A 24,376-nucleotide genomic window follows, 5' to 3' on the forward strand; every position below is an offset into this window, starting at 1 on the left:
CTGCGGCTCGCCGCCCGCAGACTGGGCCGGCAGCTCGACCCGGGCCGGCCGCGCGACCTGGCCGTCGGCCGAACTCGACGCCCTGGCCCGGCGGTTCCCGAAGGGCGCCCACCAGCCGGTCGTGCTCGGCGTCGTCGCCCGCTCCGCCGGTCTGGGGCCCGCCGAGGCCGCGTACTGCGCCGCGTACGAGAGCGTGAGCGCACCGGCGACCGCGACGGTACGGCTGCTCAGCCTGGACCCCTTCGACGCGACGGCCGTACTGGCCCGCCTCGCGCCGGAGACGGACCGGGTCGTGGACCGCGCGCTGGACCACGCCGAGCGCGCCGTGGCGCACGGGCTCGACGAACTGCCCGCCGCCTCGGGCCCGTTGCAGGAGATCGCGGCGCAGGCACACGCCGCCCGGCCGGTCCGGCTGTTCGCCTCGTAGCCCTCCGCCACCGCCCCGGCCGCCCGACGCCCGCACCACGCACCGAAGGAGACCCATGCACCTGGACCACCCCCACGACGGCCCCCCGGCCCTCGGTGCCGACGCGCGCCGCCCCGACGGAGCGCGGCGCGCCCTGCGCATCGGCCTCGGCGGGCCCGTCGGATCGGGGAAGACGGCCACGGTCGCCGCGCTCTGCCGGGCGCTGCGCGCCGAGTTGTCCCTGGCCGTCGTCACCAACGACATCTACACCCGCGAGGACGCCGAGTTCCTGCTGCGGGAGGCCGTGCTGCCGCCGGAGCGGATCACCGCCGTCGAGACGGGCGCCTGCCCGCACACCGCCATCCGCGACGACATCTCCGCCAACCTCGAAGCCGTCGAGGACCTGGAGGAGGAGGCCGGCCCCCTGGATCTGATCCTCGTGGAGTCCGGCGGGGACAACCTCACCGCCACCTTCTCCAAGGGGCTCGTCGACGCGCAGGTCTTCGTCATCGACGTGGCCGGCGGCGACGACATCCCCCGCAAGGGCGGCCCCGGGGTGACCACCTCCGACCTGCTCGTGATCAACAAGACCGACCTCGCCCCCCACGTCGGCTCCGACCTGGCGCGGATGGCGGCCGACGCCGCGGCGCAGCGGGCCGGACTCCCGGTCGTCATGCAGTCCCTGCGCGGCGAGTCCGGCGTGGCCGAGGTGGCCGCCTGGGTGCGGGCCCGCCTCGTGGCCTGGACGGCGTGAGCGGCACGGGCGCGGTACGGGCCGCCGCGCGCGTCGTCGCCCGGGACGACGGCCGCGGCGGCACCGCGCTGCCGGTGCTCCACGGCGAGGGTCCGCTCGCGCCGCGGCGGACCCGCGGCAGCGGCGCCACGGCACACGTCACGCTGGTCGGCGCCATGAGCGGACCGCTCGGCGGCGACCGCTTCCGTGTCGACGCCGAGGTGGAGCGCGGCGCCCGGCTGCGCGTCGGCTCGGCGGCGGCCACCCTCGCGCTGCCGGGACAGCACAAGGGCGCCGCCCGCTACGACGTACGGGTGAGTGTGGCCGACGGGGCCGAACTGCACTGGCTGCCCGAGCAGTTGATCTGCGCACACGGCAGCGATCTGCGGGTGGACACCCGCGTCGAGGTCGCTGCGTCAGGGCGGCTCGTGCTGCGCGAGGAACAGGTGCTCGGACGGGTGGGGGAGGAGCCGGGGCGGCTCGTCAGCCGGATCAGGGTACGGGTCGCGGGGCGGCCGGTGCTGGACCAGGAACTGGCCTGCGGCCCCGGCGCACCGGGCGGCTGGGACGGGCCCGCGGGGCTCGGCGGGCTGCGCGCCGCCGGTCAACTGCTCCTCGTACGGCCGGAGTTCGCCCGTGCTCCGGCGACGGCCGGCGCCTTCGGGGACTACGCGGCGGTGCTGCCGCTCGCCGGGCCCGCCGCCCTGGTGAGCGCGGTCGCACGCGACGCGCTGCGGCTGCGCGCCCTGCTCGACGAGGCGCTCGCGTCCCTCGGCTGAGGGCGCCGGGTCAGCGCGGCGGCCTGCGGCGGGACGTGCGGCCCCCCTCCTTGGCGGCGGCCTCCTGCTCGGCCTTGGCGACGGCCGCGTACTGGTCGACGTACTCCTGCCCGGACAGGGCGAGGATGGCGTACATGATCTCGTCGGTCACGGCCCGCAGGATCGCCTTCTCGTTCTCCATGCCGGCGTAGCGGGAGAAGTCCAGGGGCTCGCCGAAGCGGATCGCCACCGGGCGGATGCGGGGGACGACCTTGCCCGGGGGCTGCGCCTCGAACGTGCCGATCATGGCGCACGGGACCACCGGGACACCGGACGTGAGCGCCATCACCGCCACGCCGACCTTGCCCTTGTAGAGCCGCCCGTCGTGCGAGCGGGTGCCCTCGGGGTAGATGCCGAGGAGTTCGTCCTCGGCCAGGACGCCGAGTCCCTCGCGGATCGCGGCCCGGCCTGCCTCCTTCCCGGTGCGGTCCACCGGGATCTGGCCCGCGCTGCGGAAGAACGCGGCGGTCAGCCGGCCCTTGACGCCGGGGCCGGTGAAGTACTCCTTCTTGGCGAGGAAGGTGATGCGCCGCCTCAGGATCGCCGGCATCAGGAAGTGGTCCGAGAACGACAGGTGGTTGCCGGCGACGATGGCCGCGCCCGTGGCCGGGACGTGGTCGAGGCCCTCGATCCGGGGGCGGAAGACCAGACGCAGCAGGGGACCCAACAGCACGTACTTCAGGACGTAGTAGAACAAGGGGGCGCTCCTCACTCGGGGGGTCAGCTCGGGCCGCCGTGTTCTGGCAGGTCAATCAGCGTGCCGTGGGGGTGCCAGTGTAGGCGCAGGGGTGGGTGCCCGGAACCGGGCCGGGCGGACGGACGCCGGGCCCCGCACCCGCTCTTGACGGCTCGTCAGAAGTGCGCCGGGCAGACGGCGTGCGCGCAGGACGACCCAGCCGGCCTGCCGGCCGGAGTCCGCGGGACGGCAGGCCCGTCACCGTGTGCGGCGTGATCGCGACGAAGGTCCGTCCACGCGTCACAGCCGCACGATGATCAGCGCGGTGTCGTCCGTGGCGCCGCCCGGCGGCAGCAACTCCCGCAGCACGGCGTCGGCGACGGCCTCCGCGCCGTCCGTGCGATGGCGCACCAGGGAGTCGGCGAGCCGCCGCAGCCCGACGTCGATGTCCTCCCGGCGCCGCTCTATCAGGCCGTCCGTGTACAGCGCGAGCGTGGCGCCGTCCTCGTACACCGTCGCGGCCTGCGGTCTGCGGACCGGATCGGGGCGCGCGTCCAGCGGGGTGTCGGTGGCGCGGTCGAGGAACTCCACGCGCCCGTCGGGATGGACCAGCACCGGCGGGGGATGGCCGGCGCTGCTGTAGGTGATGGTCCGGGCGTCGAAGTCGATGAACGTGGTGACCGCGGTGGCCGATTCGGCGCCGTCGACGACGTGCGCGTACCGGCCGAGCACGTCGAGCGCCTGGGCCGGTCCGTCGGCCACCCGCGAGGAGGCGCTGAGCGCGCTGCGCAGCTGGCCCATGACACCGGCCGCCGCGAGGCCGTGCCCGACCACGTCCCCCACGGACACGCCGACGCGGTGGCCGCCGACCAGGTCGACCAGGTCGTACCAGTCCCCGCACACGTTCAGCGCGCCGACCGCCGGCCGGTAGCGCACCGCGGTGCGATGGTCGCCGACCTGCCTGCGGGCCGGCAGCATCGCCTCCTGGAGGGCGATGGCCACCTCCCGCTCCCGGGCGTGGGCCCGCCGCAGCCGGTCGTTGACCTCCTGGAGCTCCCGGGCGCGGGTGTACAGCTCCGCCTCCAGGATCCGGGTGCGGCCGCCGCCGGTCGCGCCGCCGCGCAGGTTCATCAGCTCGGTGACCTCCTCCACCCGGTGCAGCACGAACACCACCTTCCCGTCCGGGCCGAACACGGGCGCGTTGACCGGGCTCCAGTACCGCTCCCGCCACCGGCCGGGGTGCAGCGGATCCACGATGTCGTAGCGCTGGAGCGCCATGGCGTCGCGCTCGCCGGTGGCCACCACGCGCAGCATCGACGCCCGCACGTCGCGCATCCCGGCGGCGGCCGGGTCGTGCGGGTTCTCGGGGAAGACGTCGAAGATGTACCTGCCCACCAGCTGCTCCCGGGTGCGTCCGGCCAGCCGCTGGAAGTCCTCGTTGGCGTCGACGTAGACCAGGTCGGGCGTCAGCAGGGCCACCATGCCCGGCAGCCCCAGGAACACCGCCTCGTAGTCGACCTCGTCCATGGCCTCGCCTCACCCACGGGATCGCACCAGTTTCCCACGTGATACGCCCTGTGCGCCGATCCGCTCACGACGCGCGTGCGCGGCGGATCAGGGCGGGGGGTCCGCCAGGGACTGCTCGGCCCAGATGATCTTTCCCTCCGGGACGAACCGGGTCCCCCACTGCTGGGTGAACTGCGAGACCAGCAGCAGTCCGCGCCCGCCCTCGTCGGTGGTGCGCGGATGGCGCAGATGCGGAGCAGTGGCGCCACCGTCGTACACCTCGCAGAACAGCGCCCGCTCCTTGATCAGCCGCAGCCGGATCGGCCCGGCGGCGTACCGGATGGCGTTCGTGACCAGCTCGCTCACGACCAGCTCCGTGGTGAACGCCAGATCCTCCAGCCCCCACTCCGCGAGCTGGCGGGCGGCGGTCCTGCGGGCGTCCGCGACGGCCGCAGGATCGGCCGGCAGGTCCCACTCGGCGACCTGCTCGGTGCCCAGCAGCCGGGTGCGCGCGAGCAGCAGGGCCACGTCGTCGTGCGGACGGTCCGGCACCAGGGCGTCCACCACGGCGCTGCAGCGCAGCTCCAGCGAGTCGGCGTTCCGCTCCAGGGCCCGCCGCAGCCGGTCCCGGTCGGCCTCCGCGCCCCCCGCGCCGTCCTCCTCGCCGTCGCCCGCGAGCAGCCCGTCGGTGTGCAGCGCCAGCGTGCTGCCCTCCGCCAGGGCCAGCTCCACCGACTCGAACGGCGGCCCGCCCACCCCCAGCGGCGGACCCTGCGGCAGGTCCACGAAGGCGACATGGCCGTCGGGCATCACGACGGCGGGCGCCGGATGCCCGGCGGCCGCCATGGTGCACGCGCCGTCCACCGGGTCGTACACGACGTACACGCACCCCGAGCCCACCCCGAGAGCGCTGTCGGCCACCTCCCCGCCCGGGGCGCCGCCCTCCTCGCGCGCCGACCGCGCGACCAGGTCGTCCAGATGGGCCAGCACCTCGTCGGGCGGCAGGTCCAGCGCCGCGAGGGTCCGCACCGCCGTCCGCAGCCGCCCCATCGCCGCCGCCGCGTCGATGCCGTGCCCCGGCACCTCGCCCACCACGAGGGCGACGCGCGCGCCCGAGAGCGGGATCACGTCGTACCAGTCGCCGCCGAGACCGGTCAGCTCGTCGGCCGGGCGGTAGCGGGCACACGCCTCGACCGCGGACTGGTCCGGCAGCCGGTGCGGCAGCAGACTGCGCTGGAGGACCAGCGCGGCGTCGCGCTCGCGGGTGTAGCGCCGGGCGTTGTCGACGCAGACGGCCGCCCGGGACACCAGGTCCTCTGCCAGGTTCAGATCGTCCTGCTCGAAGGACTCCTGGCGGTGCCGCCGGAAGAACGAGGTGACCCCGAGGGTGACCCCCCGCGCGCGGATCGGGACGATCATCACGCTGTGCAGGCCCAGTTCCAGGAAGATGGCCGCCCCGCCGCCCCGCGTGTGCTCCGCCCACGCCTCTCCCAGCGGATCGAGCCGCTCCTCGCGCCAGGACCGGGCGGTGCGCAGACAGCGGATCGGCGGCGAGCCCGCCGGGTAGGACACCACGTCACCGACGGCCACGACGGCCTCGGGCGAGCGCTCGGCGACCGAGCGGTGCCCCGCGCGGCGCAGCGGCACCGGGTCCCGGTCCGTCAGCGGGCCCGGCGCGGGCTCCCCGCCGCTCAGCACCGACTCCAGCAGGTCGACCGTGACCACGTCGGCGAGCCCCGGCACCGCCACGTCGGCCAGCTCCTGGGCGGTGCGCGTGATGTCCAGGGTGCGGCCGATGCGCTCACCGGCCCGGTCGAGCAGGGCAAGCCGCTGGCGGGTGCGATGGCGGTCCGTGATGTCCTCGACCGTGTAGTACACGCCCATGGGGTGGCCGTGGCCGTCGTCGAGCCGCGTGAACGACATCATGTGCGCGGTCTCGCGCAGCGGGGCGGAACGCACCTGGCCCACGTGCTCGTAGCCGACCACCGGCTCCCCGGTCAGCAGGACCCGGCTGATCTGCGACTCGATCGACTCGGCGTCCAGTCCCGGCTGGATGTCGGCGAGCCGCAGGCCGAGCCGGCTGCCGGGCGGCCCGCCGCCGAACCGGGTCAGCGCGTCGTTCGACCAGACGAAGCGCAGCTCCGTGTCGACGATCGCTATGCCGACGGGGGAGCGGGCCACCATCTGCTCCAGCACCGCGCGGCTCATGTCCCAGCCCGGACCGTCGGCCAGGTCCGACAGCAGCACCAGCCACCGCGAGGGCCCCCGCTCGTCGCCGGCCGCGGTGATCCGCGCCATCAGCCGGACCGGAGGGCCGTCCCGGTGCCGGGCCGTGAGCAGACCGGCCCAGCCGCCGTCCCGGCGGCACCGCTCCAGCAGATCCGGCACCCGCCCCGCGTCGTCGGCGGCCAGCAGCTCCGCGAAACCTTGCCCCACCACCTCGGCGGACGGGTACACCAGCAGCCGCTGGGCCTCCCGCGTCCACCCCGTCACCACGCCCCGCGCATCGACCAGCACGGGCGCGGCGTCCGCCACGTCGAACCCCTTCCGGGCGGCGCCCGGCTCCTCGTCTGCGCCCACGGCCGACCTCTCTGTCGCTGAGAGCGGTCTACCACCTCTTGTCCCCATCTTCACCCTTCCGTCCGCCGGTGCCTCTCAGCGGGGGCCGGGAGGGTGTGCGGCCGCCGGGGGACGGTCCCGCGCCCGCCGCCGCGGGCCCGGCCGGAAGGGTTCCGGGCCGGGCCCGCGGGATCAGGCGGTACGCGCCCGGGAGAGGACCTTCTCCAGCGAACCGAGCGCCCCCGTCAGCTCCTCCGCCGTGATCGTCAGCGGCGGGGCCAGCCGGATGGTGGAACCGTGGGTGTCCTTGACGAGGACGCCCTCGGCGAGCAGCCGCTCGCTGATCTCGCGGCCCGTGCCGACCCGCGGGTCGATGTCGACACCCGCCCACAGGCCCCGCGCCCGGAAGCCGACCACGCCCCGGCCGGCCAGCGCCGACAGCCCGTCCCGCAGCACCAGGCCCAGCTCGGCCGCCCGGCGCTGGAACTCGCCCGTCTCCAGCAGCTCGACCACCGCGGTGCCGACCGCGGCCGCCAGCGGGTTGCCGCCGAACGTCGAGCCGTGCTCGCCCGGTCCGAGCACGCCGAGCACCTCACGGCGGGCCACCACCGCCGACACCGGCACGATGCCGCCGCCCAGCGCCTTGCCGAGCAGCAGCACGTCCGGCACCACCGACTCGTGCTCCACGGCGAGCGTGCGTCCCGTGCGGCCGAGGCCCGACTGGATCTCGTCCGCGACGAACAGGCAGCCCTTGCGGGCGGTCAGTTCGCGCACCCCGGCCAGATAGCCGTCGTCGGGGATGACGACCCCCGCCTCGCCCTGGATCGGCTCCAGCAGCACCGCCGCCGTCGTCTCGTCGACCGCGGCCTCCAGCGCCGCCAGGTCGTTGTACGGCACGACCCGGAAGCCCGGGGTGAAGGGGCCGAACCCCTGCCGGGCCGTCTCGTCCGTGGAGAAGCTCACGATCGTCGTCGTACGGCCGTGGAAGTTCTCGGCCGCCACCACGATCGTCGCCCGGTCGGCGGGGACGCCCTTCACGTCGTACGCCCACTTGCGGGCCACCTTGATGCCGCTCTCCACGGCCTCGGCGCCCGTGTTCATCGGCAGCACCATGTCCAGGCCCGTCAGCGCCGCCAGCCGCTCGGCGAACTCGGCGAGCCGGTCGTTGTGGAAGGCCCGCGAGGTGAGGGTCAGCCGGTCCAGCTGCCGGTGCGCGGCCTCCACCAGCGCGGGATGGCGGTGGCCGAAGTTCAGCGCCGAGTACCCCGCCAGCATGTCGAGGAGGCGGCGGCCCTCCACGTCCTGCACCCAGGCGCCCTCCGCGCGGGCGACGACCACGGGCAGCGGATGGTAGTTGTGCGCCAGGACCGGTTCCTCGGCGCGGATCAGATCGGCGGACGAACGGGTCTGCGCGGGCGCGGTCATGAGCGGATCTCCTGGGTGCAGCACTTGATGCCGCCGCCGGCCTTGAGGAACTCCGACAGGTCGACGGGGACGGGGACGTAACCGCGCTCGTCCAGCCGCGCGGCGAGCGCCTCGGCCTGCGGCGCGATGAACACGTGGCGGCCGTCGGAGACGGAGTTCAGGCCGAACGCGGACGCGTCGTCGCGGGTGGCGAGCACCGCGTCCGGGTACAGCCGTGCCAGCACCTCCCGGCTGCCCGCAGAGAACGCCTCCGGGTAGTACACGATGTTGTCGTCGTCGAGCACGAACAGCGCCGTGTCCAGGTGGTAGAAGAACGGATCGACCAGGGTCAGGCTGATCACCGGGTGGCCGAAGAACTCCTGCGCCTCCCGGTGCGCCTCCCGGCTCGTGCGGAAACCGGTGCCGGCGAGCACGTAGCGGCCCGTCCAGACCAGGTCGCCCTCGCCCTCGCACACGGACTCGGGCCGGTGGACGTCGAAGCCCGCCGTCTTGAACCACGTGTCGTAGTGCGTGGACTCCGGACGGCGCTCGGGCGCGTGGAAGAGGGAGCCGAAGACCCGGCCGCCGACGACGACCGCCGAGTTCGCGGCGAAGACCATGTCGGGCAGGCCGGCGACCGGCTCCACCACCTCGACGTCGTGGCCGTACGAGCGGTAGGCGGTGAGCATCGACCGCCACTGCTCATGGGCGAGATCGGCGTCCACCCGGACGTCCGGCCGCATCCAGGGGTTGATCGCGTACTGCACGGCGAAGTGTCTGGGTTCGCAGACGAGGAAGCGCCGCCGGCGCGGCACACGGGTCTCGTGCACAGAGGGGTTCCTCCGCTTCCTGCGGTGTCGATGAGGATTCCTTCCACGGTAGGAAGGGACGCCGACGGGCGACAAGAAACAAGAGATGCGTGTTCACGCAGGAATGCTGCGTCTTTCGCCTGCTCAGCGCACGACTGCTGCGCCTGCCCGGGGGCCGGGCCCCTCCTCAGGGACGGCCTGGGTGGCGCCCGCCTCCGGACTGTCCGGGATGAGGTGCGACAGCACCATCACACTGATCGTCTTGCGGATGAACGGCTCGACGCGGATGCGCTCCAGCACCTCCTCGAAGTGCTCCACGTCCCGCGCCCGCACGTGCAGCAGCGCGTCCGCGCCCCCCGTGACCGTCATCGCGGCCGTGATCTCCGGATGGTTGCGGACCACCTCGGCCAGCCGCCGCGGCGGCGCCGCGCCCTCGCAGTACACCTCCACGTACGCCTCCGTGCGCCAGCCCAGCGCCTGCGGCTTGACGGTGGCCGTGAACCCCGTGATCACACCCGTCTCGCGCATCCGGTCCACGCGCCGCTTCACCGCCGTCGCCGACAGCCCCACGCTCGCACCGATCTCGGCGAAGCTCGTCCTCGCGTTCGCCACCAGTGCTGTGACGATCTTCCGGTCGAGTTCGTCGAAGGAGGCCGCGCCGCTGTTCATGAGGGCACTGTAAGCGCCGGAACACCCAGCGCGAACGTGGGCGCCGACCACGTGTCCCGGGGCCGTATTGCTCCTACACTCCCGTTCATGCTGCGCGCCCTGGCTGTCGACGACGAACGCCCCTCGCTGGAGGAACTGCTCTACCTCCTGAACGCGGACCCGCGCGTCGGCAGCGCCGAGGGCGCCGGGGACGCCACCGAGGCGCTGCGCCGCATCAACCGCGCCCTGGAGTCCGGCCCCGGCGGACCGGAGGCGATCGACGTCGTCTTCCTCGACATCAACATGCCCGGCCTCGACGGCCTCGACCTCGCCCGGCTGCTCACCGGCTTCGCCGAGCCGCCCCTCGTCGTGTTCGTCACCGCCCACGAGGACTTCGCCGTCCAGGCGTTCGAACTCAAGGCCGTCGACTACGTCCTCAAACCCGTCCGCAAGGAGCGGCTGGCCGAGGCCGTGCGCCGGGCCGCCGAACTCCGCGGCACCGCGCCCCGCATACCCGTGAGCGAACCCGACCCCGACCACATCCCGGTCGAACTCGGCGGCGTCACCCGCTTCGTCCCCGTGGAGGACATCACCCACGTCGAGGCCCAGGGCGACTACGCCCGGCTGCACACCGTGCGCGGCAGCCACCTCGTCCGCATCCCCCTGGCGACCCTGGAGGACCGCTGGCGCTCGCGCGGCTTCGTCCGCATCCACCGCCGCCACCTCGTCGCCCTGCGCCACATCGGCGAACTCCGCCTGGACGCGGGCACCGTCAGCGTCATGGTCGGCTCCGAGGAACTCCAGGTCAGCCGCCGCCACACCCGTGAACTGCGGGACCTGCTGACGAGGAGGCCCTGAACATGGCCCCCGGCCCCGCCGAGCGCCGCGTCGTCGTCACCGGCCCGCCCCGCCAGACCCGCCGGGTCTCCGGCTACTACCGCCCGCGCACCGAGATCGACGAGCAGACCACCCTCGGCCACACCTACGTCCGCTCCCTGATGCGCACCCAACTGCGCACCGCCCTCGCCGTGTTCGCCGTCCTCGGCCTGCTCGTCGCCCCGCTGCCCCTGCTGTTCGCGGCGATGCCGGACGCGAGCCTCCTGGTCTGGACGGTCCTCGGCTTCGGCCTGTACGCCCCGCTGGTCCTGCTGGCCCGCTGGTTCGTGCGCCGCGCCGAACGCAACGAGCGCGACTTCGTCCGCCTCGTCGAGGACCGCTGACCCCGGGCGCCGTGCCCGACGACCGAGACGAGGAGCCGACGCCCCCGTGAACTCCGGCTACGCCGTCACCGCCGTCGCCCTCGTCGCCCTCGCGACGATCCTGGTCGGCGCCTTCGGGCTGCGCATCTCCCGCACCACCTCCGACTTCTACGTCGCCTCCCGCACCGTCGGACCCCGCCTCAACGCCACCGCGATCAGCGGCGAGTACCTCTCCGCCGCCTCCTTCCTCGGCATCGCCGGCCTGGTCCTCGTCCAGGGCCCCGACATGCTCTGGTACCCCGTCGGCTACACCGCCGGCTACCTGGTCCTGCTGCTGTTCGTCGCCGCCCCGCTGCGCCGCTCCGGCGCCTACACGCTGCCCGACTTCGCGGAAGCCCGGCTGTCCTCCCAGGCCGTACGGCGGCTCGCGGGCGCCTTCGTCGTCGGCACCGGCTGGCTGTACCTGCTTCCCCAGCTCCAGGGCGCCGGGCTGACCCTGACCGTGCTGACCGGCGCCCCCGACTGGCTCGGCGGCGTGGTCGTCGCCGTCGTCGTGGTCGCCATCGTCGCGGCCGGCGGCATGCGCAGCATCACCTTCGTGCAGGCCTTCCAGTACTGGCTCAAGCTCACCGCCCTGCTGGTCCCCGCCCTCTTCCTCGTCCTGGCCTGGCAGGGCGACGGCGCCCCGCGCCGCGCCTTCGACGAACCGGCCACCTTCCGCGACCAGCGCGCCGTCCGCGTCGACGACACCCTCCGGCTGACGCTGGAGCGGCCGCTGACCGTCCGCGTCGACGGCACCGTCGACGGCCGCCGCCACCCGGGCCGCACGGTGCGGCTGGCCGCCGGCACCCACCGGATCGAAGCGGGCACCCGCCTGGTCTTCGACCGCGGCGCCGAGGTCCCCGTGCGCGAGCGCGGCAGCGGCGGCGGCCTGTCCCCCTCGCAGGCCGAGAGCCGCGGCGAACGCCCGCTCTACGCCACGTACGGACTGATCCTCGCCACCTTCCTCGGCACCATGGGCCTGCCGCACGTCGTCGTGCGCTTCTACACCAGCCCGCACGGCGTCGCCGCCCGCCGCACCACGGTCGCCGTCCTCGGCCTGATCGGCGCGTTCTACCTGCTCCCGCCCCTGTACGGCGCGCTCGGCCGCCTCTACGCCCCCGAACTCGCCCTCACCGGCGACGCGGACGCCGCCGCCCTGCTGCTGCCCGACCGGCTGATCGGCGGGCTCGGCGGCGATCTGCTCGGCGCGCTCATCGCGGGCGGCGCCTTCGCGGCCTTCCTGTCCACCGCGTCCGGCCTGACCATGGCCGTCGCGGGCGTCCTCACCCAGGACGTGCTGCCCACGCGCGGCGTGCGCCACTTCCGGCTCGGCACGGTCCTCGCCATGGCCGTCCCGCTCGCCGCCAGCGCCCTGGTCGGCGGGCTGCCGGTCGCCGACGCGGTCGGCCTCGCCTTCGCCGTGTCCGCGTCCTCGTTCTGCCCGCTGCTCGTCCTCGGCATCTGGTGGCGCCGCCTCACCCCGCCCGGCGCCGCCGCCGGGATGCTGGTGGGCGGCGGCTCCGCCCTGCTCGCCGTCGCCGCCACCATGGCCGGCTTCCCGGGCTCCGGCGCGCTGCACGCGCTGCTGGCCTGGCCCGCGCTGTGGTCGGTCCCGCTGGGCTTCCTCACCATGATCCTGGTGTCCCTGGCCACCGCGGGCCGGGTCCCGGCGGGCACCGCGGCGATCCTGGCCCGGTTCCACCTGCCGGAGGAGCTGCGGGCGGAGGCGAAGGCGTGAGCGGATTCGTGGCGGGCCTGTGCGTGGCGGTCCTCCCGCTGCTCGCCGCCGGTTTCTGGCTCGGGCGGCGCACCACCCGCCCCCAGCACCTCGGCGGCCTCGGCACCCCGGTCGAGCACGCCACCTTCGAGACCCTGCACACCGCGTCGCTCGCCGCGCCCCCGCTGCGCGCCGGGCTCACCGAGGAGACCGCCCGCAAGTCGGCCCGCAGGCTGCGCTCGCTGCTCGGCACCGACGCGCTCTGCCTGACCGACCACAAGGCCGTCCTGGTCTGGGACGGCGTGGGCGGACACCACCGGACGCAGATCATGGAACGGCTCGCCGGGCCGCTGGAGTCAGGCCGCGGCGAGGCGTTCCCGCTCACCTGCGACACCCCCGACTGCCCGGTGCGCTGGGCCGTCGTCGCCCCGCTCACCGTCGACGACCGGGTGCACGGCACGCTCGTGGCCTGCGCGCCCCGCGAGTCGGCGGTCCTCGCGCGGGCCGCGGGCGAGGTCGCCCGCTGGGTCTCGGTGCAACTGGAGCTCGCCGACCTCGACCAGTCCCGCACCCGCCTCATCGAGGCCGAGATCAAGGCGCTGCGGGCGCAGATATCCCCCCACTTCATCTTCAACTCCCTCGCGGTCATCGCGAGCTTCGTGCGCACCGACCCCGAACGCGCCCGCGAACTGCTCCTGGAGTTCGCCGACTTCACCCGCTACTCGTTCCGCAGGCACGGCGACTTCACCACCCTCGCCGACGAACTGCACGCCATCGACCACTACCTCGCGCTCGTGCGGGCGCGCTTCGGGGACCGCCTCTCCGTCACCCTCCAGATCGCCCCCGAGGTGCTGCCGGTGGCACTGCCGTTCCTGTGCCTCCAGCCGCTCGTGGAGAACGCCGTCAAGCACGGTCTGGAGGGCAAGGGCGGCTCCGCCGCGGACCGCAGCCGCATCACCATCACCGCCCAGGACGCGGGCGCCGAGGCCCTGGTCGTCATCGAGGACGACGGCGCCGGAATGGACCCCGACCTGCTGCGCCGCATCCTCGCGGGCGAGGTGAGCCCCTCCGGCGGGATCGGGCTGTCCAACGTCGACGACCGGCTGCGGCAGGTCTACGGCGACGGCTACGGCCTCGTCATCGAGACCGCCCCCGGAGCCGGGATGAAGGTGACCGCCCGGCTGCCCAAGTACCAGCCGGGCGTGCACTCCGCCGGGCGGCTCACCCGGGAGTGAGGCTCAGGTGCTGCGGCTGGCGACCATCCCCAGGGTGATCAGCCCCAGCACCACCCATCCGAACCACAGCCAGCCGTTGCTCCCGAGCGCCACCGTGTAGGCGGTCACCGCGACGAGACCGCCGACGGTGAGCACCCCCATCGCCTTCGTGGAACCGTCCGCAGAACCGGGCATCGCGACAGCCTCCTCAGGTTCGTCCACCTCCATGGTGCCCCGGTTCCGGCTCCGCACGAACGGAGCGGACGAAAAGCCGCCGCCGGGGGCCGCCGCGGTCACCCGCGGTGCCCGACCCTGCGCGCAGCGTCCTCGGCGGCTCCCGCGGGTGTTCAGCGAGGCGGGGCAGGCGTGGTACGCCCGGAGCTCCCGGTCGCCGTCCCGGTCCGCCGCCCGGCCCTTTGCGTCTGGCCTGCCGCTCTCGGAGCCGCACCACTGGAGGAGCAGGGCGATCAGCACCGGCACCGAGGGGATCTCGCTGAACGCACGGGCGATGCCGCCCGCCGCGTTCTGGCCGGAGAGCGCGTCGATGCCGAGCGAGGCGGGCGGGTTCGCGAACGTGCCCACCATCGGCGTGGACGCCCTCATCAGCGCGATGGCGAAGAAGGCGTGGAAGGGCGTGCCCGCGAACAGCTCCGGCATCCGCGTCAGACGGCCCGGCCGCCGCGGACCGGGGCCGACGCCGATGACCGGCCGGAAGAAGAGCACGCCCACCGCGAGGGAGCGCGCCGTCATCGCGGCATGGCCCGCGTTGCGCGCGTTCGTCCGCCCCGGGTGAGGACCGCCCCGGCCACCGGCGTGACCGGGGCGGGGGAGTCGCCCCGGACCGCTACAGCACGCACTCCGCCTCGTCGTAGCGGTCCGCCGGGACCGTCTTCAGCGTCTCCACCGCCTCGGCCAGCGGCACCATCACGATGTCGGTGCCCCGCAGCGCCGTCATGTGCCCGAACTCGCCCCGGTGCACGGCCTCCACCGCGTGCCACCCGAAGCGCGTGGCCAGCACCCGGTCGTACGCGGTGGGCGTCCCGCCGCGCTGCACATGGCCGAGGATCACCGGCCGGGCCTCCTTGCCGAGGCGCTCCTCCAGCTCGATGGACAGCTGCCGCGCCACGCCCGCGAAGCGCTCGTGGCCGTAGATGTCCTTGCCGCCCTCGTCGAAGGCCATGGACCCGGCGCGCGGCTTGGCGCCCTCGGCCGCCACGACGATCGCGAAGCGCTTGCCCGCCTCGAAGCGCCGTCCGACCACCCGGGTCAACTCGTCGATGTCGAAAGGCCGTTCCGGGACGACGACGGCGTGCGCGCCGGCCGCCATGCCGGAGTGCAGCGCGATCCAGCCGGTGTGCCGGCCCATGACCTCCACGACGAGGACGCGCTGGTGCGACTCGGCGGTGGTCTTCAGCCGGTCCAGGGCCTCGGTGGCCACCGTCACGGCCGTGTCGAAGCCGAACGTGACGTCGGTGACGGCGATGTCGTTGTCGATCGTCTTCGGCACGCCCACGACGGGCAGACCGCTGTCCGCCATCAGCCGGGCGGCCTTCAGCGTGCCCTCGCCGCCGATCGGGATGATCGCGTCCAGGCCGAGCTCCTCGACGTGGCCCCTGGCCCGCTCCACGCCGTCCCGCAGATGCGAGGGCTGCACCCGGGAGGAGCCGAGGATCGTGCCGCCGCGGGCGAGGATGCCGCCCACCGCGTCGAGGTCGAGCTTGAGGTAGTCGCACTCCAGGAGGCCCTTCCAGCCGTCCCGGAACCCGATGACCTCGTCGCCGTGGTCGACGACGGCGCGGTGCACGACGGACCGGATGACGGCGTTCAGGCCGGGGCAGTCGCCGCCGGACGTGAGGACACCAATGCGCATAGCCCGTAAAACCTTCTCCACGTGGGCCGGGACCGGACCACGCTGTCCGGCTCGAATCCCCGCCACCCTAGCGGCATCCGGGGGCGGGGCCGAACCGTGCGTCCGCCTGCTGGACCGGCCCGCTCACCTGTGCGGAAGGGGCGTCAGACGGGCTTGCGCCGGCAGGCGCGCACGCACGGGGAGCGTGCCGTCAGGCGGGCTGCTGCGCCGCCGCGATCCGCTCGTTGCGCAGCGACTCGTACCACCGGTCGTCGGTCGGCGGCAGCGCGTTGACGTCGAGCGCCAGCTTCAGCAGCAGATCCGCGATCAGCGGGTTGCGGGCCAGCACCGGACCGTGCATGTACGTGCCGAAGACGGTCTCGTTGAACGCGCCCTCCGTGCCGTCGCCCGTGCCGTTGCCGTTGCCGAAGCGGACCTTCGCCAGCGGCCGGGCGGTCGGACCGAGGTGGGTGACCCCCTGGTGGTTCTCGAACCCGGTCAGCGGGGGCAGGCCGAGCCGCGGGTCGATGTCCCCGAGCACGTCGCCGACGCAGCGGGCGCCCTCGCCGCGCACCGACACCACGTCGAGCAGCCCGAGTCCGGGCTCGCGCTGGCCGAGGTCGTTGATGAACTCGTGCCCGAGGATCTGGTAGCCGGCACAGACGGAGAACACGATGGCGCCGTTGCCCACGGCCCGGTCCAGGCCGCCGTCCCGGCGCAGCCGCTCGGCCGCCAGCCGCTGCGGACGGTCCTCGCCGCCGCCGATGAGGTAAATGTCGCCGGAGGTCGGGATGGGCTGGTCGCTGCGCACGTCCAGGCGGGCCACGTCGAGCCCGCGCTGGCGGGCCCGGCGCTCCACCACGAGGACGTTGCCCTGGTCGCCGTAGGTGCTGAGCAGGTCCGGGTAGATCCAGACGACCCGCAGACTGTTGTCGCTCATGAAGTCACTGTCCTTGTGAGTACGCCGGGACCGGTCAGTTGCCGACGCGGCGGCGCAGGTCCTGGAAGGCGGTGTAGTTCGCGATGACCTCGATCCGCCCCGGCGGGCAGGCGGCCACGGCCTGGTCCAGGTTGTCGAAGACCTGGAACTGCTGGTTCGCCACCTCCAGCCGCACCGCGAGGTCGAGTCTGCGGTCGCCGACGACGCAGATCGGGTGACCGGCCAGCCGCGTGTAGTCGACGTCCCAGAGCCAGGAGGTGTCGGTGCCGTCCGCGCCGCGTGCGTTCACCGAGAGGATCACCGGGGTCGGCGGCGGGTCGATCAGCGAGAACGTCTCCAGCCAGCCGGCCGGGTTCTTCGCGAGCAGCAGCCGCAGGTCCCGCCCCTGGAACTGGACCACGTCGTAGCGTCCGGCGACGGCCTGCACCGCGAACATCCGCTCCAGCGCGACCTGCGGCGGCACACCGAAGACGGCGGCCACGGCGGCCGAGGAGGCGGCGTTGGCCTTGTTGGCGCGGCCGGGGAGCTGGAGCCGGATGGGCCAGGCCGACCCGTGCGGGTCCAGCACGTGGTCGCCGGAGAGCGCCCAGCTCGGCGTGGGGCGGCGGAAGCCGCACTCGCCGCAGAACCAGTCGTCCCCGGGGCGCTGCATCACACCGCCGCAGGACGGGCACGACCAGGCGTCGTCCTTCCACATCTGGCCCGCCGCGACCCAGATCACGTTGGGCGACGACGAGGCCGCCCACACGACCAGCGGGTCGTCGGCGTTGGCGACGACCACGGCCTTGGAGCCGGCGAGGCCCTCGCGCCAGTTCTCGGCGAGCATCCGGGTCTCGGCCGCGCGGTCCAGCTGGTCGCGGGAGAGGTTGAGCAGGGCGATGCACTTGGGGTCGGTGTCGCGGGCGACGCCCGCGAGGTACTTCTCGTCGACCTCGATGACGCCGTAGCGCGCCTCCGACCGCCCCGCGAGGGCCGACGTGATGCCGGCCGGCATGTTCGCGCCGAGCGCGTTGGACACGACCGGGCCCGCGGCCCGCAGCGCCTCCGCGATCAGGCGGGTCGTGGTGGTCTTGCCGTTGGTCGCGGAGACGAGGACCACGTCCAGGTTCTGCGCGAGCCTGGCGAGTAGGTCGGGGTCGAGTTTGAGTGCCACCCGGCCACCGATCACCGAACCGCTGCCGCGCCCCGCGGCGCGAGATGCCGCCGCGACCGCCTTGCCGGCGGTCACGGCCAGCTTGGCCCGCGGCGTGAGCGGGTCCGAGTTGCCTGCCATCAGTTCTCGATCCTCCTTGCGTACGCGCCGCGCTTGCGCCCTACGGCAACGTGGTGGTGGTCAGCCTATTCGAGATCCATTCGCACTCCCGAATCGCCGTACCCTTGCGGCCATGCGCAACGCCTCCATTCCGGGCACGCACGGACGTGTCCGGCCCCTCACCCTGCTCGGCGACCCGGTGCTCCGCACGCCCGGCGCGGAGGTCACCGCCTTCGGCCCGGAACTGGCCGCCCTGGTGGAGGACTTGTTCGCGACGATGTACGCCGCGCGGGGTGTGGGCCTGGCGGCGAGCCAGGTGGGCGTGGGACTGCGGGTGTTCGTGTACGACTGCCCGGACGACGAGGACGTGCGCCACCTCGGGCACGTCGTGAACCCGCGGCTGGTGGAGGCCGACGGGGTGGTGGTCCGCGGCCCGGAGGGCTGTCTGTCCCTGCCCGGACTGGAGGCGGGCACCGAGCGGTTCGACCACGCGGTGGTCGAGGGGCGCACGGTGACCGGCGAGCCGGTGACCGTGCACGGCACGGGCTTCTTCGCGCGCTGTCTTCAGCATGAGTACGACCACCTGGACGGGAAGCTGTACGCGGACCGTCTGCGCGGCCTGCGGCACCGCCGGCTGATGCGGCAGGTGGCGCGGGCCTCCTGGAACAGGCCGGAACCGGGCGCGTAGGGGCGCGCCCGGGGCGTCGGCCGTCAGAATCCGGGACCGCCGACCCGGTCCCCGGCGGCGGCCAGCCGCCCCCAGAGCAGGTCGGCCAGGCTGCGCACCAACTCGGCCCGCGTGCACGGCCGTTCCCCGAGCCACCAGTCGCCGGCCGCGTGCATCATCCCCACGATGCCGTGGCCCCACACCCGGGCGAGCCGCTCGCTGCCGGGTCCGAGGTCGAGGCGCTCCCCGATGACGGTGGCCAGTTCCTCGCCCATCCGGCGCAGCAGGGGCGCGGAGTGCCTGCCCACGTCGAAGCCGGGGTCGCCGGGGTGGCCGCCCTCGGCCGGGTGCATCAGGAACCGGTAGACCTGGGGCCGGGCCTCGATGGCGGAGAGATAGGTGTCCAGTGTGGCCTCGACGCGCTCGCGCCGGTCCGCGGGGGCGTCGAGCGCGGCCCGCAGCGAGTCCAGCAGCGCGTCCGTGTGCCGCATGGCCAACGCCGCGTAAAGACCGCCCTTGTCGCCGAAGTGCCGGTACAGAATCGGCTTGGTGATACCCGCCTCGGCCGCGATGGCGTTCATCGAGGCGTGCGGGCCGTCCCGCAGTACGACTCTGTCCGCGGCCTCCAGCAGCTCGCGCCGGCGGCGGTCGGCCGACCGCTGCTGATCGGTCCGCTGCGTGGTGTCCATGAGTTCTCCCCACCCGTACTGATTCGGTGACGCCTGCGCAAAGTAACACTCAACCAGGCGAGACGATCGAACGGGTTGCCGACGGGGCATCCGGAGTTGACTTTACCTACTCACGGGTAACAAACTAATGTTACCGCTAGTAACAAGCATGCGCCTAGTCATGCACGTACGCCGCTGGAGGGGTCATGGCCGAGTTCACCATGGAGCTCAACGACGAGCAGAAGGAAGTCCGGGACTGGCTGCACGGCTTCGCCGCCGACGTCATCCGCCCCGCGGCCGCCGAATGGGACGAGCGGGAGGAGACCCCCTGGCCGGTCATCCAGGAGGCCGCGAAGGTCGGCATCTACTCGCTCGACTTCTACGCCCAGCAGTACTTCGACCAGACCGGCCTCGGCATCCCGATGGCCATGGAGGAGCTGTTCTGGGGCGACGCGGGCATCGCCCTGTCGATCGTCGGCACCGGGCTGGCCGCCGTGGGCGTGCTCGCCAACGGCACCGAGGAGCAGATCGGCACCTGGGTGCCGCAGATGTACGGCGACGCCGGCGACGTGAAGCTCGCCGCCTTCTGCTCCTCCGAGCCCGACGCCGGCTCCGACGTCTCCTCGATGCGCACCCGGGCCGTGTACGACGAGGCCAGGGACGAGTGGGTGATCAACGGCACGAAGACCTGGGCGACCAACGGCGGCATCGCCAACGTCCACGTCGTCGTCGCGGTCGTCGACCCGGACCTCGGCTCCAAGGGCCACGCGTCCTTCATCGTCCCCCCGGGCACGGCGGGCCTGACCCAGGGCCAGAAGTTCAAGAAGCACGGCATCCGCGCCTCCCACACCGCCGAGGTCGTCCTCGACGGCGTGCGGGTGCCGGGCTCCTGCCTGCTGGGCGGCAAGGAGAAGCTGGACGAGCGGCTGGCACGGGCGCGTGAGCGGGCCAGGACGGGCGGCGAGCGGGTGAAGAACGCGGCGATGGCCACGTTCGAGGCCTCGCGTCCGGCGGTCGGCGCGATGGCGGTCGGCACCGCCCGCGCCGCCTACGAGGTCGCCCTCGACTACGCGATGACGCGCGAGCAGTTCGGCCGCCCGATCATCGACAACCAGGGCGTCGCCTTCCAACTGGCCGAGATGCGCACGCAGATCGACGCCGCGCGGCTGCTGGTGTGGCGGGCGTCCTGGATGGCGGTCAACGGCAGGCCGTTCACCGCGGCCGAGGGGTCGATGTCCAAGCTGTTCGCGAGCGAGACCGCGAAGAAGGTCACCGCCCAGGCGATCCAGATTCTCGGTGGCAACGGCTACACCCGCGAGTACCCGGTGGAGCGGATGCACCGCGACAGCGCCATCTACACGATCTTCGAGGGCACGAGCGAGATCCAGCGCCTGGTGATCGCCCGCACCCTGTCGGGCATGCCGATCCGGTAGCCGCCGGCGCACCACCCCGCAGGACGGCCGCCGCCGGTGGTCCTACGGGGTGGTGCCGCTGCTGTGGGCGATGCAGGCCACGTCGATGCGGTCCGCGAGTTTGGCCAGTTCGATGGTGAGCGCGGCCACCGTGTCCTCGTCCAGGCCGTCCGCCCCGGCCTCCACCAGGTGCAGCCACCGACCGCCCAGCGTGCGCAGCAGCTTGCTCACGTCGGAGGCGGCCACCTGGAGGGTCCCGCGGTCGTCGACGATCAGCGGCAGGGTAACTTCGCGGTTCACACCCGTGATCGTAACGGCGCGGCGCTCACGCGCCCTGCCAAACCGTGGTGATGTTGCAGAACTCGCGGATTCCGTGCCCGGACAGCTCACGGCCGTATCCGGACCGCTTCACTCCGCCGAACGGGAACGCCGGATGGGACGCGGTCATGCCGTTGACGTAGACGCTCCCCGCCTCCAGGTCCCGTACGAACCGGTCCACCTCGGACTCGTCGCGGGTCCACACGTTGGAACTCAGGCCGAAGGGCGAGTCGTTGGCGATCAGCACCGCCTCGTCCAGATCGCCCGCCCGGTACAGGGTGGCGACCGGCCCGAACGCCTCCTCCCGGTGGATGCGCATCTCGCGGGTGATGCCCGCGAGGACGGTGGGCGGGTAGTACCAGCCGGGCAGTTCGGGCCGGCGCAGCCGGTGGCCGCCGCACAGGACGCTCGCGCCGCCGCGCCGGGCGTCGTCGACCAGCTCCTCCAGGTCGGTGCGCCCCTGCTCGCTGGCGAGCGGGCCGACCTCCGTCGCCTCCTGCATCGGGTCGCCGACCACCAGCGCCCTCATGCCCTCGGTGAACCGCTCGGCGAAGGCGTCGTAGACGTCCGTGTGCACGATGAACCGCTTGGCGGCGATGCAGGACTGGCCGTTGTTCTGCACCCGCGCGGTCACCGCGACCCGCGCCGCCCGGTCCACGTCCGCGGACGGCATGACGACGTAGGGGTCGCTGCCGCCCAGTTCCAGCACCGTCTTCTTGATCATTTCGCCGGAGGTGGCGGCGACCGCCCGCCCTGCGGGCTCGCTGCCGGTCAGGGTGGCCGCCTTGACGCGGTCGTCGCGCAGGATCTCGTCGACCGCCCCCGAACCGATGAGCAGGGTCTGGAAGCAGCCCTGCGGGTAGCCCGCCCGGTGGAACAGGTCCTCCAGGTACAGGGCGGTCTGCGGGACGTTCGAGGCGTGCTTGAGCAGGCCGACGTTGCCCGCCATCAGCGCCGGGGCCGCGAACCGGATCACCTGCCACAGCGGGAAGTTCCACGGCATCACCGCGAGGACCGGGCCCAGCGGCCGGCAGCGCACCCGCACCCGCGCGGCACCGGAGTCCCGCACGTCGGACTCCGCCGGCTCCTCGTCGGCGAGCAGTCCCTCGGCGCGCTCGGCGTACCAGCGCATCGCCCTGGCGCACTTGGCGGCCTCCGCGCGGGCCTGCGTGAGGGGCTTGCCCATCTCGGTGGTCATCACCCGGGCGATGTCCTCCTGGTCCTGCTCCAGCAGGTCGGCGGCCCGCAGCAGCAGGCGCGCGCGCTCGGCGAAGCCCGTCGCGCGATAGGTGCGGAAGGTGGCCTCGGCCAGCCGGAGCCGCCGCTCGACCTCCTCCTCGCCCATCGCCTCGTACGTCTTCAGCGTCTCGCCGTTCGCCGGGTTGACCGTCGCGATGGGCATGACCGGACCTCCTGGGTGCTGACCGATGCTTCGACCTTCCCGCGCGGCGGTGGCCACCGCAACGCGTGTACGGCCGCTCAGGACGAGTGCTCCGCCAGCCGGTCGAGAAACGCGGCCTGCGCGGTGACGATCACCTCGCGTGCCGCGTCCAGACCCAGCCAGCGCACCCGGTCCAGCTCCGGGAACTCCTCGGTGCGCCCCGAGCGCGGCGGCCACTCCGTCCGGAACGTGCCGGGGACCACGCGCGCCGGGTCCAGGTCCGCCTCCACCGCCCACACCGTGACCGTCTTGCCGCCCCGCTGGGTGACCTCCCCGAGCGGCAGCGCCTCGCCGTCGGGCGGCGCGAGCCCCAGTTCCTCCCGGAACTCGCGGCGTGCCGCGTCCCAGGCGGTCTCGCCGGGTCCGTACTCGCCCTTGGGGACCGTCCACGCCCCCGCCTCGCGCCGGGCGAAATACGGGCCGCCCATGTGGCCGAGCAGCACCTCCAGTCCGTCGCCGCCGCGGCGGAACAGCAGCAGGCCCGCGCTGCGCCTCCCGCGCGCCGCGCTCACGGGGCGACCTCCGGGTGGGCGGCGAGCAGGGTCTCCACCGTGTCGGCGTCCTGCGGCCGCTTGTCCTCGCGGTAGCGCACCACGCGCGCGAAGCGCAGCGTTACGCCGGCCGGGTAGCGGGTGGACCGCTGCAGACCGTCGTAGGCGATCTCGACGACGAGTTCGGGGCGCACCGTCACGCCCCAGCCCTTCTCCGCCACGGCGAGCTCCCGCAGGCGCTCCGTCTGCCACGCCAGCATCGCGTCCGTCATGCCCTTGAACGTCTTGCCGAGCATGGCGAAGCCGCCCTCGGCCGTGCGCGCGCCCAGGTGGAGGTTGGAGAGCCGGCCGGTCCTGCGGCCGTGGCCCCACTCGGCGCCCAGCACCACCAGGTCCAGCGTGTGCACCGGCTTGACCTTCACCCAGGAGGCGCCGCGCCGCCCCGCGCCGTAGGGGGCGTCGAGCGCCTTGACCACCACGCCCTCGTGGCCGCGTGCCAGGGCCGCGGCGAGGAAGTCCTCGGCCCGGCCCACGTCCCCGGGGCCGGACACCAGCGTGCGGCGGACCCGCATCGGCTCGGGCACCAGGCGGGCCAGCTCGGCGTGCCGCCGGGTGAGGGGCAGGTCGAGCAGGTCGCGGCCGTCCACGGACAGGGCGTCGAAGAAGACGGGGGAGACGGGGACCTCCCTGGCCGCGGCGCCCACGTCCACGCGGGAGCCGACCCGGCCCGCGGTCTCCTGGAACGAGCGGGGGCGGCCCGCCTCGTCGAAGGCGAGCACCTCGCCGTCCAGCACGAACCGCTCGCCGTCCAGTTCCCGTGCCGTCGCGGTCAGTTCGGGCAGCCGGTCCGTGATGTCGTCGAGGGTGCGGGTGTAGATCCGCACCGTGCCGCCGTCGCGGTGCACCTGGACGCGGATGCCGTCGAGCTTCTCCTCGACCGCGCAGGCGCCCAGCCCCGCGACCGCCTCGGCGACCGAGGGCGCGGACCGCGCGAGCATCGGCTGGACGGGTCGGCCGACGGTCAGCCGGAACCGGCCGAGGGCGTCCGGCCCGTCCGCCAGGAGCGCCCCGGCCACGGCCTGGAGCGACCCGGCGAGCATCACCGCCCGCCGTACGCCGGCCGCGGGCGCCCCGGTCGCCAGGGCCAGCCCCTCCACCGCCACGGCGTCCAGCGCGCCCTGCCGGACCTCCCCGGTGATCAGTCCGAACAGGAAGCGCTGCTCCTCCTCGGTGGCCGCGCCCATCAACTCGCCGACCAGACGCGCCCGTTCGGCCTGCGAACCGGTGCCGGACACCTTGCCGAGCGCGGTGAGCCGGGCGTCCACGCCGCGCACGGTCAGGGACGGTTCCGCGGCCGGGGCGACCGGCCGGCCGAGCACCTTCCAGCCGATGCCGAGCCGGCCCTGCGGCAGCCGGCCCGCGAGATACGGGATGACGATCGGCACGTCGTCCGCCTCGGCGTCCCGGAACAGCTCCGCGAGCAGAGCGGTCTTGCGGGACCGGGCCGAGGCCGCGGCGACCTCCTGGGACACACGGGCGAGCCTGCTCAGCAGCATGGGGCCATGGTGAACCGTGCCGCGCCGGTTCACACCCCCGCGCCCCGCGCC

22 protein-coding genes and 2 pseudogenes are annotated in these 24,376 nt (G+C 73.9%); 9 read left to right on the forward strand and 15 right to left on the reverse strand.

What is annotated here, in order from left to right; all coding sequences use genetic code 11:
- From SZN_RS23350 to SZN_RS23360, 3 genes and pseudogenes are all read left to right on the forward strand, one after another.
- Positions 1-427, forward strand: a pseudogene (locus SZN_RS23350) (urease accessory protein UreF); the annotation flags it as partial.
- A 55-nt stretch (positions 428-482) separates the two neighbouring features.
- Positions 483-1,160 (forward strand): urease accessory protein UreG, encoded by a 678-nt coding sequence (ureG, locus tag SZN_RS23355; protein WP_007499330.1) that lies wholly within the window; start codon positions 483-485, stop codon positions 1,158-1,160.
- Positions 1,148-1,918 (forward strand): urease accessory protein UreD, encoded by a 771-nt coding sequence (locus SZN_RS23360; protein WP_043732613.1) that lies wholly within the window; start codon positions 1,148-1,150, stop codon positions 1,916-1,918. The genes ureG and SZN_RS23360 overlap by 13 nt, the downstream gene beginning before the upstream one ends.
- Positions 1,919-1,928: 10 nt before the next feature.
- On the opposite strand, the gene SZN_RS23365 is transcribed toward SZN_RS23360, so the two are convergent.
- From SZN_RS23365 to SZN_RS23390, 6 genes are all read right to left on the reverse strand, one after another.
- A complete protein-coding gene (locus tag SZN_RS23365; RefSeq protein WP_007499336.1) occupies positions 1,929-2,654 on the reverse strand; it encodes a lysophospholipid acyltransferase family protein in 726 nt (241 codons plus the stop codon).
- Positions 2,655-2,933: 279 nt separating this feature from the next.
- Positions 2,934-4,160 carry a PP2C family protein-serine/threonine phosphatase gene (locus SZN_RS23370; RefSeq protein ID WP_007499341.1) on the reverse strand — a complete coding sequence of 409 codons (1,227 nt, stop codon included), beginning with the start codon at positions 4,158-4,160 and terminating at the stop codon, positions 2,934-2,936.
- 87 nt (positions 4,161-4,247) lie between these two features.
- Positions 4,248-6,719: a SpoIIE family protein phosphatase gene (locus tag SZN_RS23375; protein ID WP_007499343.1), complete on the reverse strand. Its 2,472-nt coding sequence runs from the start codon at positions 6,717-6,719 to the stop codon at positions 4,248-4,250.
- A gap of 171 nt (positions 6,720-6,890) precedes the next feature.
- On the reverse strand, positions 6,891-8,123 hold the full coding sequence (gene rocD, locus SZN_RS23380; protein WP_007499344.1) for an ornithine--oxo-acid transaminase: 1,233 nt from the start codon (positions 8,121-8,123) through the stop codon (positions 6,891-6,893).
- Positions 8,120-8,932, reverse strand: coding sequence for a dimethylargininase (gene ddaH / locus SZN_RS23385; protein WP_007499345.1), 813 nt, complete (start codon positions 8,930-8,932; stop codon positions 8,120-8,122). Before ddaH ends, rocD begins: the two co-directional genes overlap by 4 nt.
- 123 nt (positions 8,933-9,055) lie before the next feature.
- On the reverse strand, positions 9,056-9,580 hold the full coding sequence (locus SZN_RS23390) for an Lrp/AsnC family transcriptional regulator (RefSeq protein WP_007499346.1): 525 nt from the start codon (positions 9,578-9,580) through the stop codon (positions 9,056-9,058).
- Positions 9,581-9,667: 87 nt separating this feature from the next.
- Between SZN_RS23390 and SZN_RS23395 the strand changes: the two genes are divergently transcribed.
- From SZN_RS23395 to SZN_RS23410, 4 genes are read left to right on the forward strand one after another with little or no spacing between them, the layout of a single operon-like run.
- Positions 9,668-10,417, forward strand: coding sequence for a LytR/AlgR family response regulator transcription factor (locus SZN_RS23395; RefSeq protein WP_007499347.1), 750 nt, complete (start codon positions 9,668-9,670; stop codon positions 10,415-10,417).
- Between the two features lie 2 nt (positions 10,418-10,419).
- Positions 10,420-10,779, forward strand: coding sequence for a hypothetical protein (locus SZN_RS23400; protein ID WP_007499349.1), 360 nt, complete (start codon positions 10,420-10,422; stop codon positions 10,777-10,779).
- A 46-nt stretch (positions 10,780-10,825) separates the two neighbouring features.
- On the forward strand, positions 10,826-12,538 hold the full coding sequence (locus SZN_RS23405; protein ID WP_007499352.1) for a sodium/solute symporter: 1,713 nt from the start codon (positions 10,826-10,828) through the stop codon (positions 12,536-12,538).
- The gene (locus SZN_RS23410; RefSeq protein ID WP_007499354.1) at positions 12,535-13,752 is read left to right on the forward strand and encodes a sensor histidine kinase; all 1,218 of its coding nucleotides are present in this window, start codon (positions 12,535-12,537) and stop codon (positions 13,750-13,752) included. The genes SZN_RS23405 and SZN_RS23410 overlap by 4 nt, the downstream gene beginning before the upstream one ends.
- A 315-nt stretch (positions 13,753-14,067) precedes the next feature.
- On the opposite strand, the pseudogene SZN_RS42755 reads toward SZN_RS23410, so the two are convergent.
- From SZN_RS42755 to SZN_RS23430, 4 genes and pseudogenes are all read right to left on the reverse strand, one after another.
- Positions 14,068-14,493: pseudogene (locus tag SZN_RS42755) on the reverse strand (cytochrome c oxidase assembly protein); the annotation flags it as partial.
- Between the two features lie 82 nt (positions 14,494-14,575).
- Entirely contained in the window at positions 14,576-15,601 is a 1,026-nt protein-coding gene (locus tag SZN_RS23420) for a 6-phosphofructokinase (protein WP_007499357.1), read from the reverse strand.
- Between the two features lie 190 nt (positions 15,602-15,791).
- Entirely contained in the window at positions 15,792-16,520 is a 729-nt protein-coding gene (locus tag SZN_RS23425) for a type 1 glutamine amidotransferase (protein WP_007499358.1), read from the reverse strand.
- Positions 16,521-16,554: 34 nt separating this feature from the next.
- The gene (locus tag SZN_RS23430; RefSeq protein ID WP_007499360.1) at positions 16,555-17,793 is read right to left on the reverse strand and encodes a Mur ligase family protein; all 1,239 of its coding nucleotides are present in this window, start codon (positions 17,791-17,793) and stop codon (positions 16,555-16,557) included.
- A 112-nt stretch (positions 17,794-17,905) separates the two neighbouring features.
- On the opposite strand from SZN_RS23430, the gene def reads away from it, so the two are divergent.
- Positions 17,906-18,460 (forward strand): peptide deformylase, encoded by a 555-nt coding sequence (gene def, locus SZN_RS23435; protein ID WP_007499362.1) that lies wholly within the window; start codon positions 17,906-17,908, stop codon positions 18,458-18,460.
- Between the two features lie 23 nt (positions 18,461-18,483).
- Here def and SZN_RS23440 read toward each other — a convergent pair whose 3' ends face one another.
- Positions 18,484-19,128, reverse strand: coding sequence for a TetR/AcrR family transcriptional regulator (locus SZN_RS23440; RefSeq protein WP_007499363.1), 645 nt, complete (start codon positions 19,126-19,128; stop codon positions 18,484-18,486).
- A 185-nt stretch (positions 19,129-19,313) separates the two neighbouring features.
- Here SZN_RS23440 and SZN_RS23445 point away from each other — a divergent pair, with 185 nt between their 5' ends.
- Entirely contained in the window at positions 19,314-20,540 is a 1,227-nt protein-coding gene (locus SZN_RS23445; protein ID WP_007499364.1) for an acyl-CoA dehydrogenase family protein, read from the forward strand.
- Positions 20,541-20,582: 42 nt separating this feature from the next.
- On the opposite strand, the gene SZN_RS23450 is transcribed toward SZN_RS23445, so the two are convergent.
- From SZN_RS23450 to SZN_RS23465, 4 genes are all read right to left on the reverse strand, one after another.
- The gene (locus SZN_RS23450) at positions 20,583-20,819 is read right to left on the reverse strand and encodes a DUF6213 family protein (RefSeq protein WP_007499366.1); all 237 of its coding nucleotides are present in this window, start codon (positions 20,817-20,819) and stop codon (positions 20,583-20,585) included.
- Positions 20,820-20,844: 25 nt separating this feature from the next.
- Positions 20,845-22,239, reverse strand: a complete 1,395-nt coding sequence (locus SZN_RS23455) for an NADP-dependent succinic semialdehyde dehydrogenase (protein ID WP_007499368.1) — start codon at positions 22,237-22,239, stop codon at positions 20,845-20,847.
- A 77-nt stretch (positions 22,240-22,316) separates the two neighbouring features.
- Positions 22,317-22,790, reverse strand: a complete 474-nt coding sequence (locus SZN_RS23460; RefSeq protein ID WP_007499370.1) for an NUDIX hydrolase — start codon at positions 22,788-22,790, stop codon at positions 22,317-22,319.
- A complete protein-coding gene (locus tag SZN_RS23465) occupies positions 22,787-24,325 on the reverse strand; it encodes an ATP-dependent DNA ligase (RefSeq protein WP_007499372.1) in 1,539 nt (512 codons plus the stop codon). Before SZN_RS23465 ends, SZN_RS23460 begins: the two co-directional genes overlap by 4 nt.
- Positions 24,326-24,376 lie beyond the last annotated feature (51 nt).

Source organism: Streptomyces zinciresistens K42, assembly GCF_000225525.1.
Classification (GTDB): Bacteria; Actinomycetota; Actinomycetes; order Streptomycetales; family Streptomycetaceae; genus Streptomyces; species Streptomyces zinciresistens.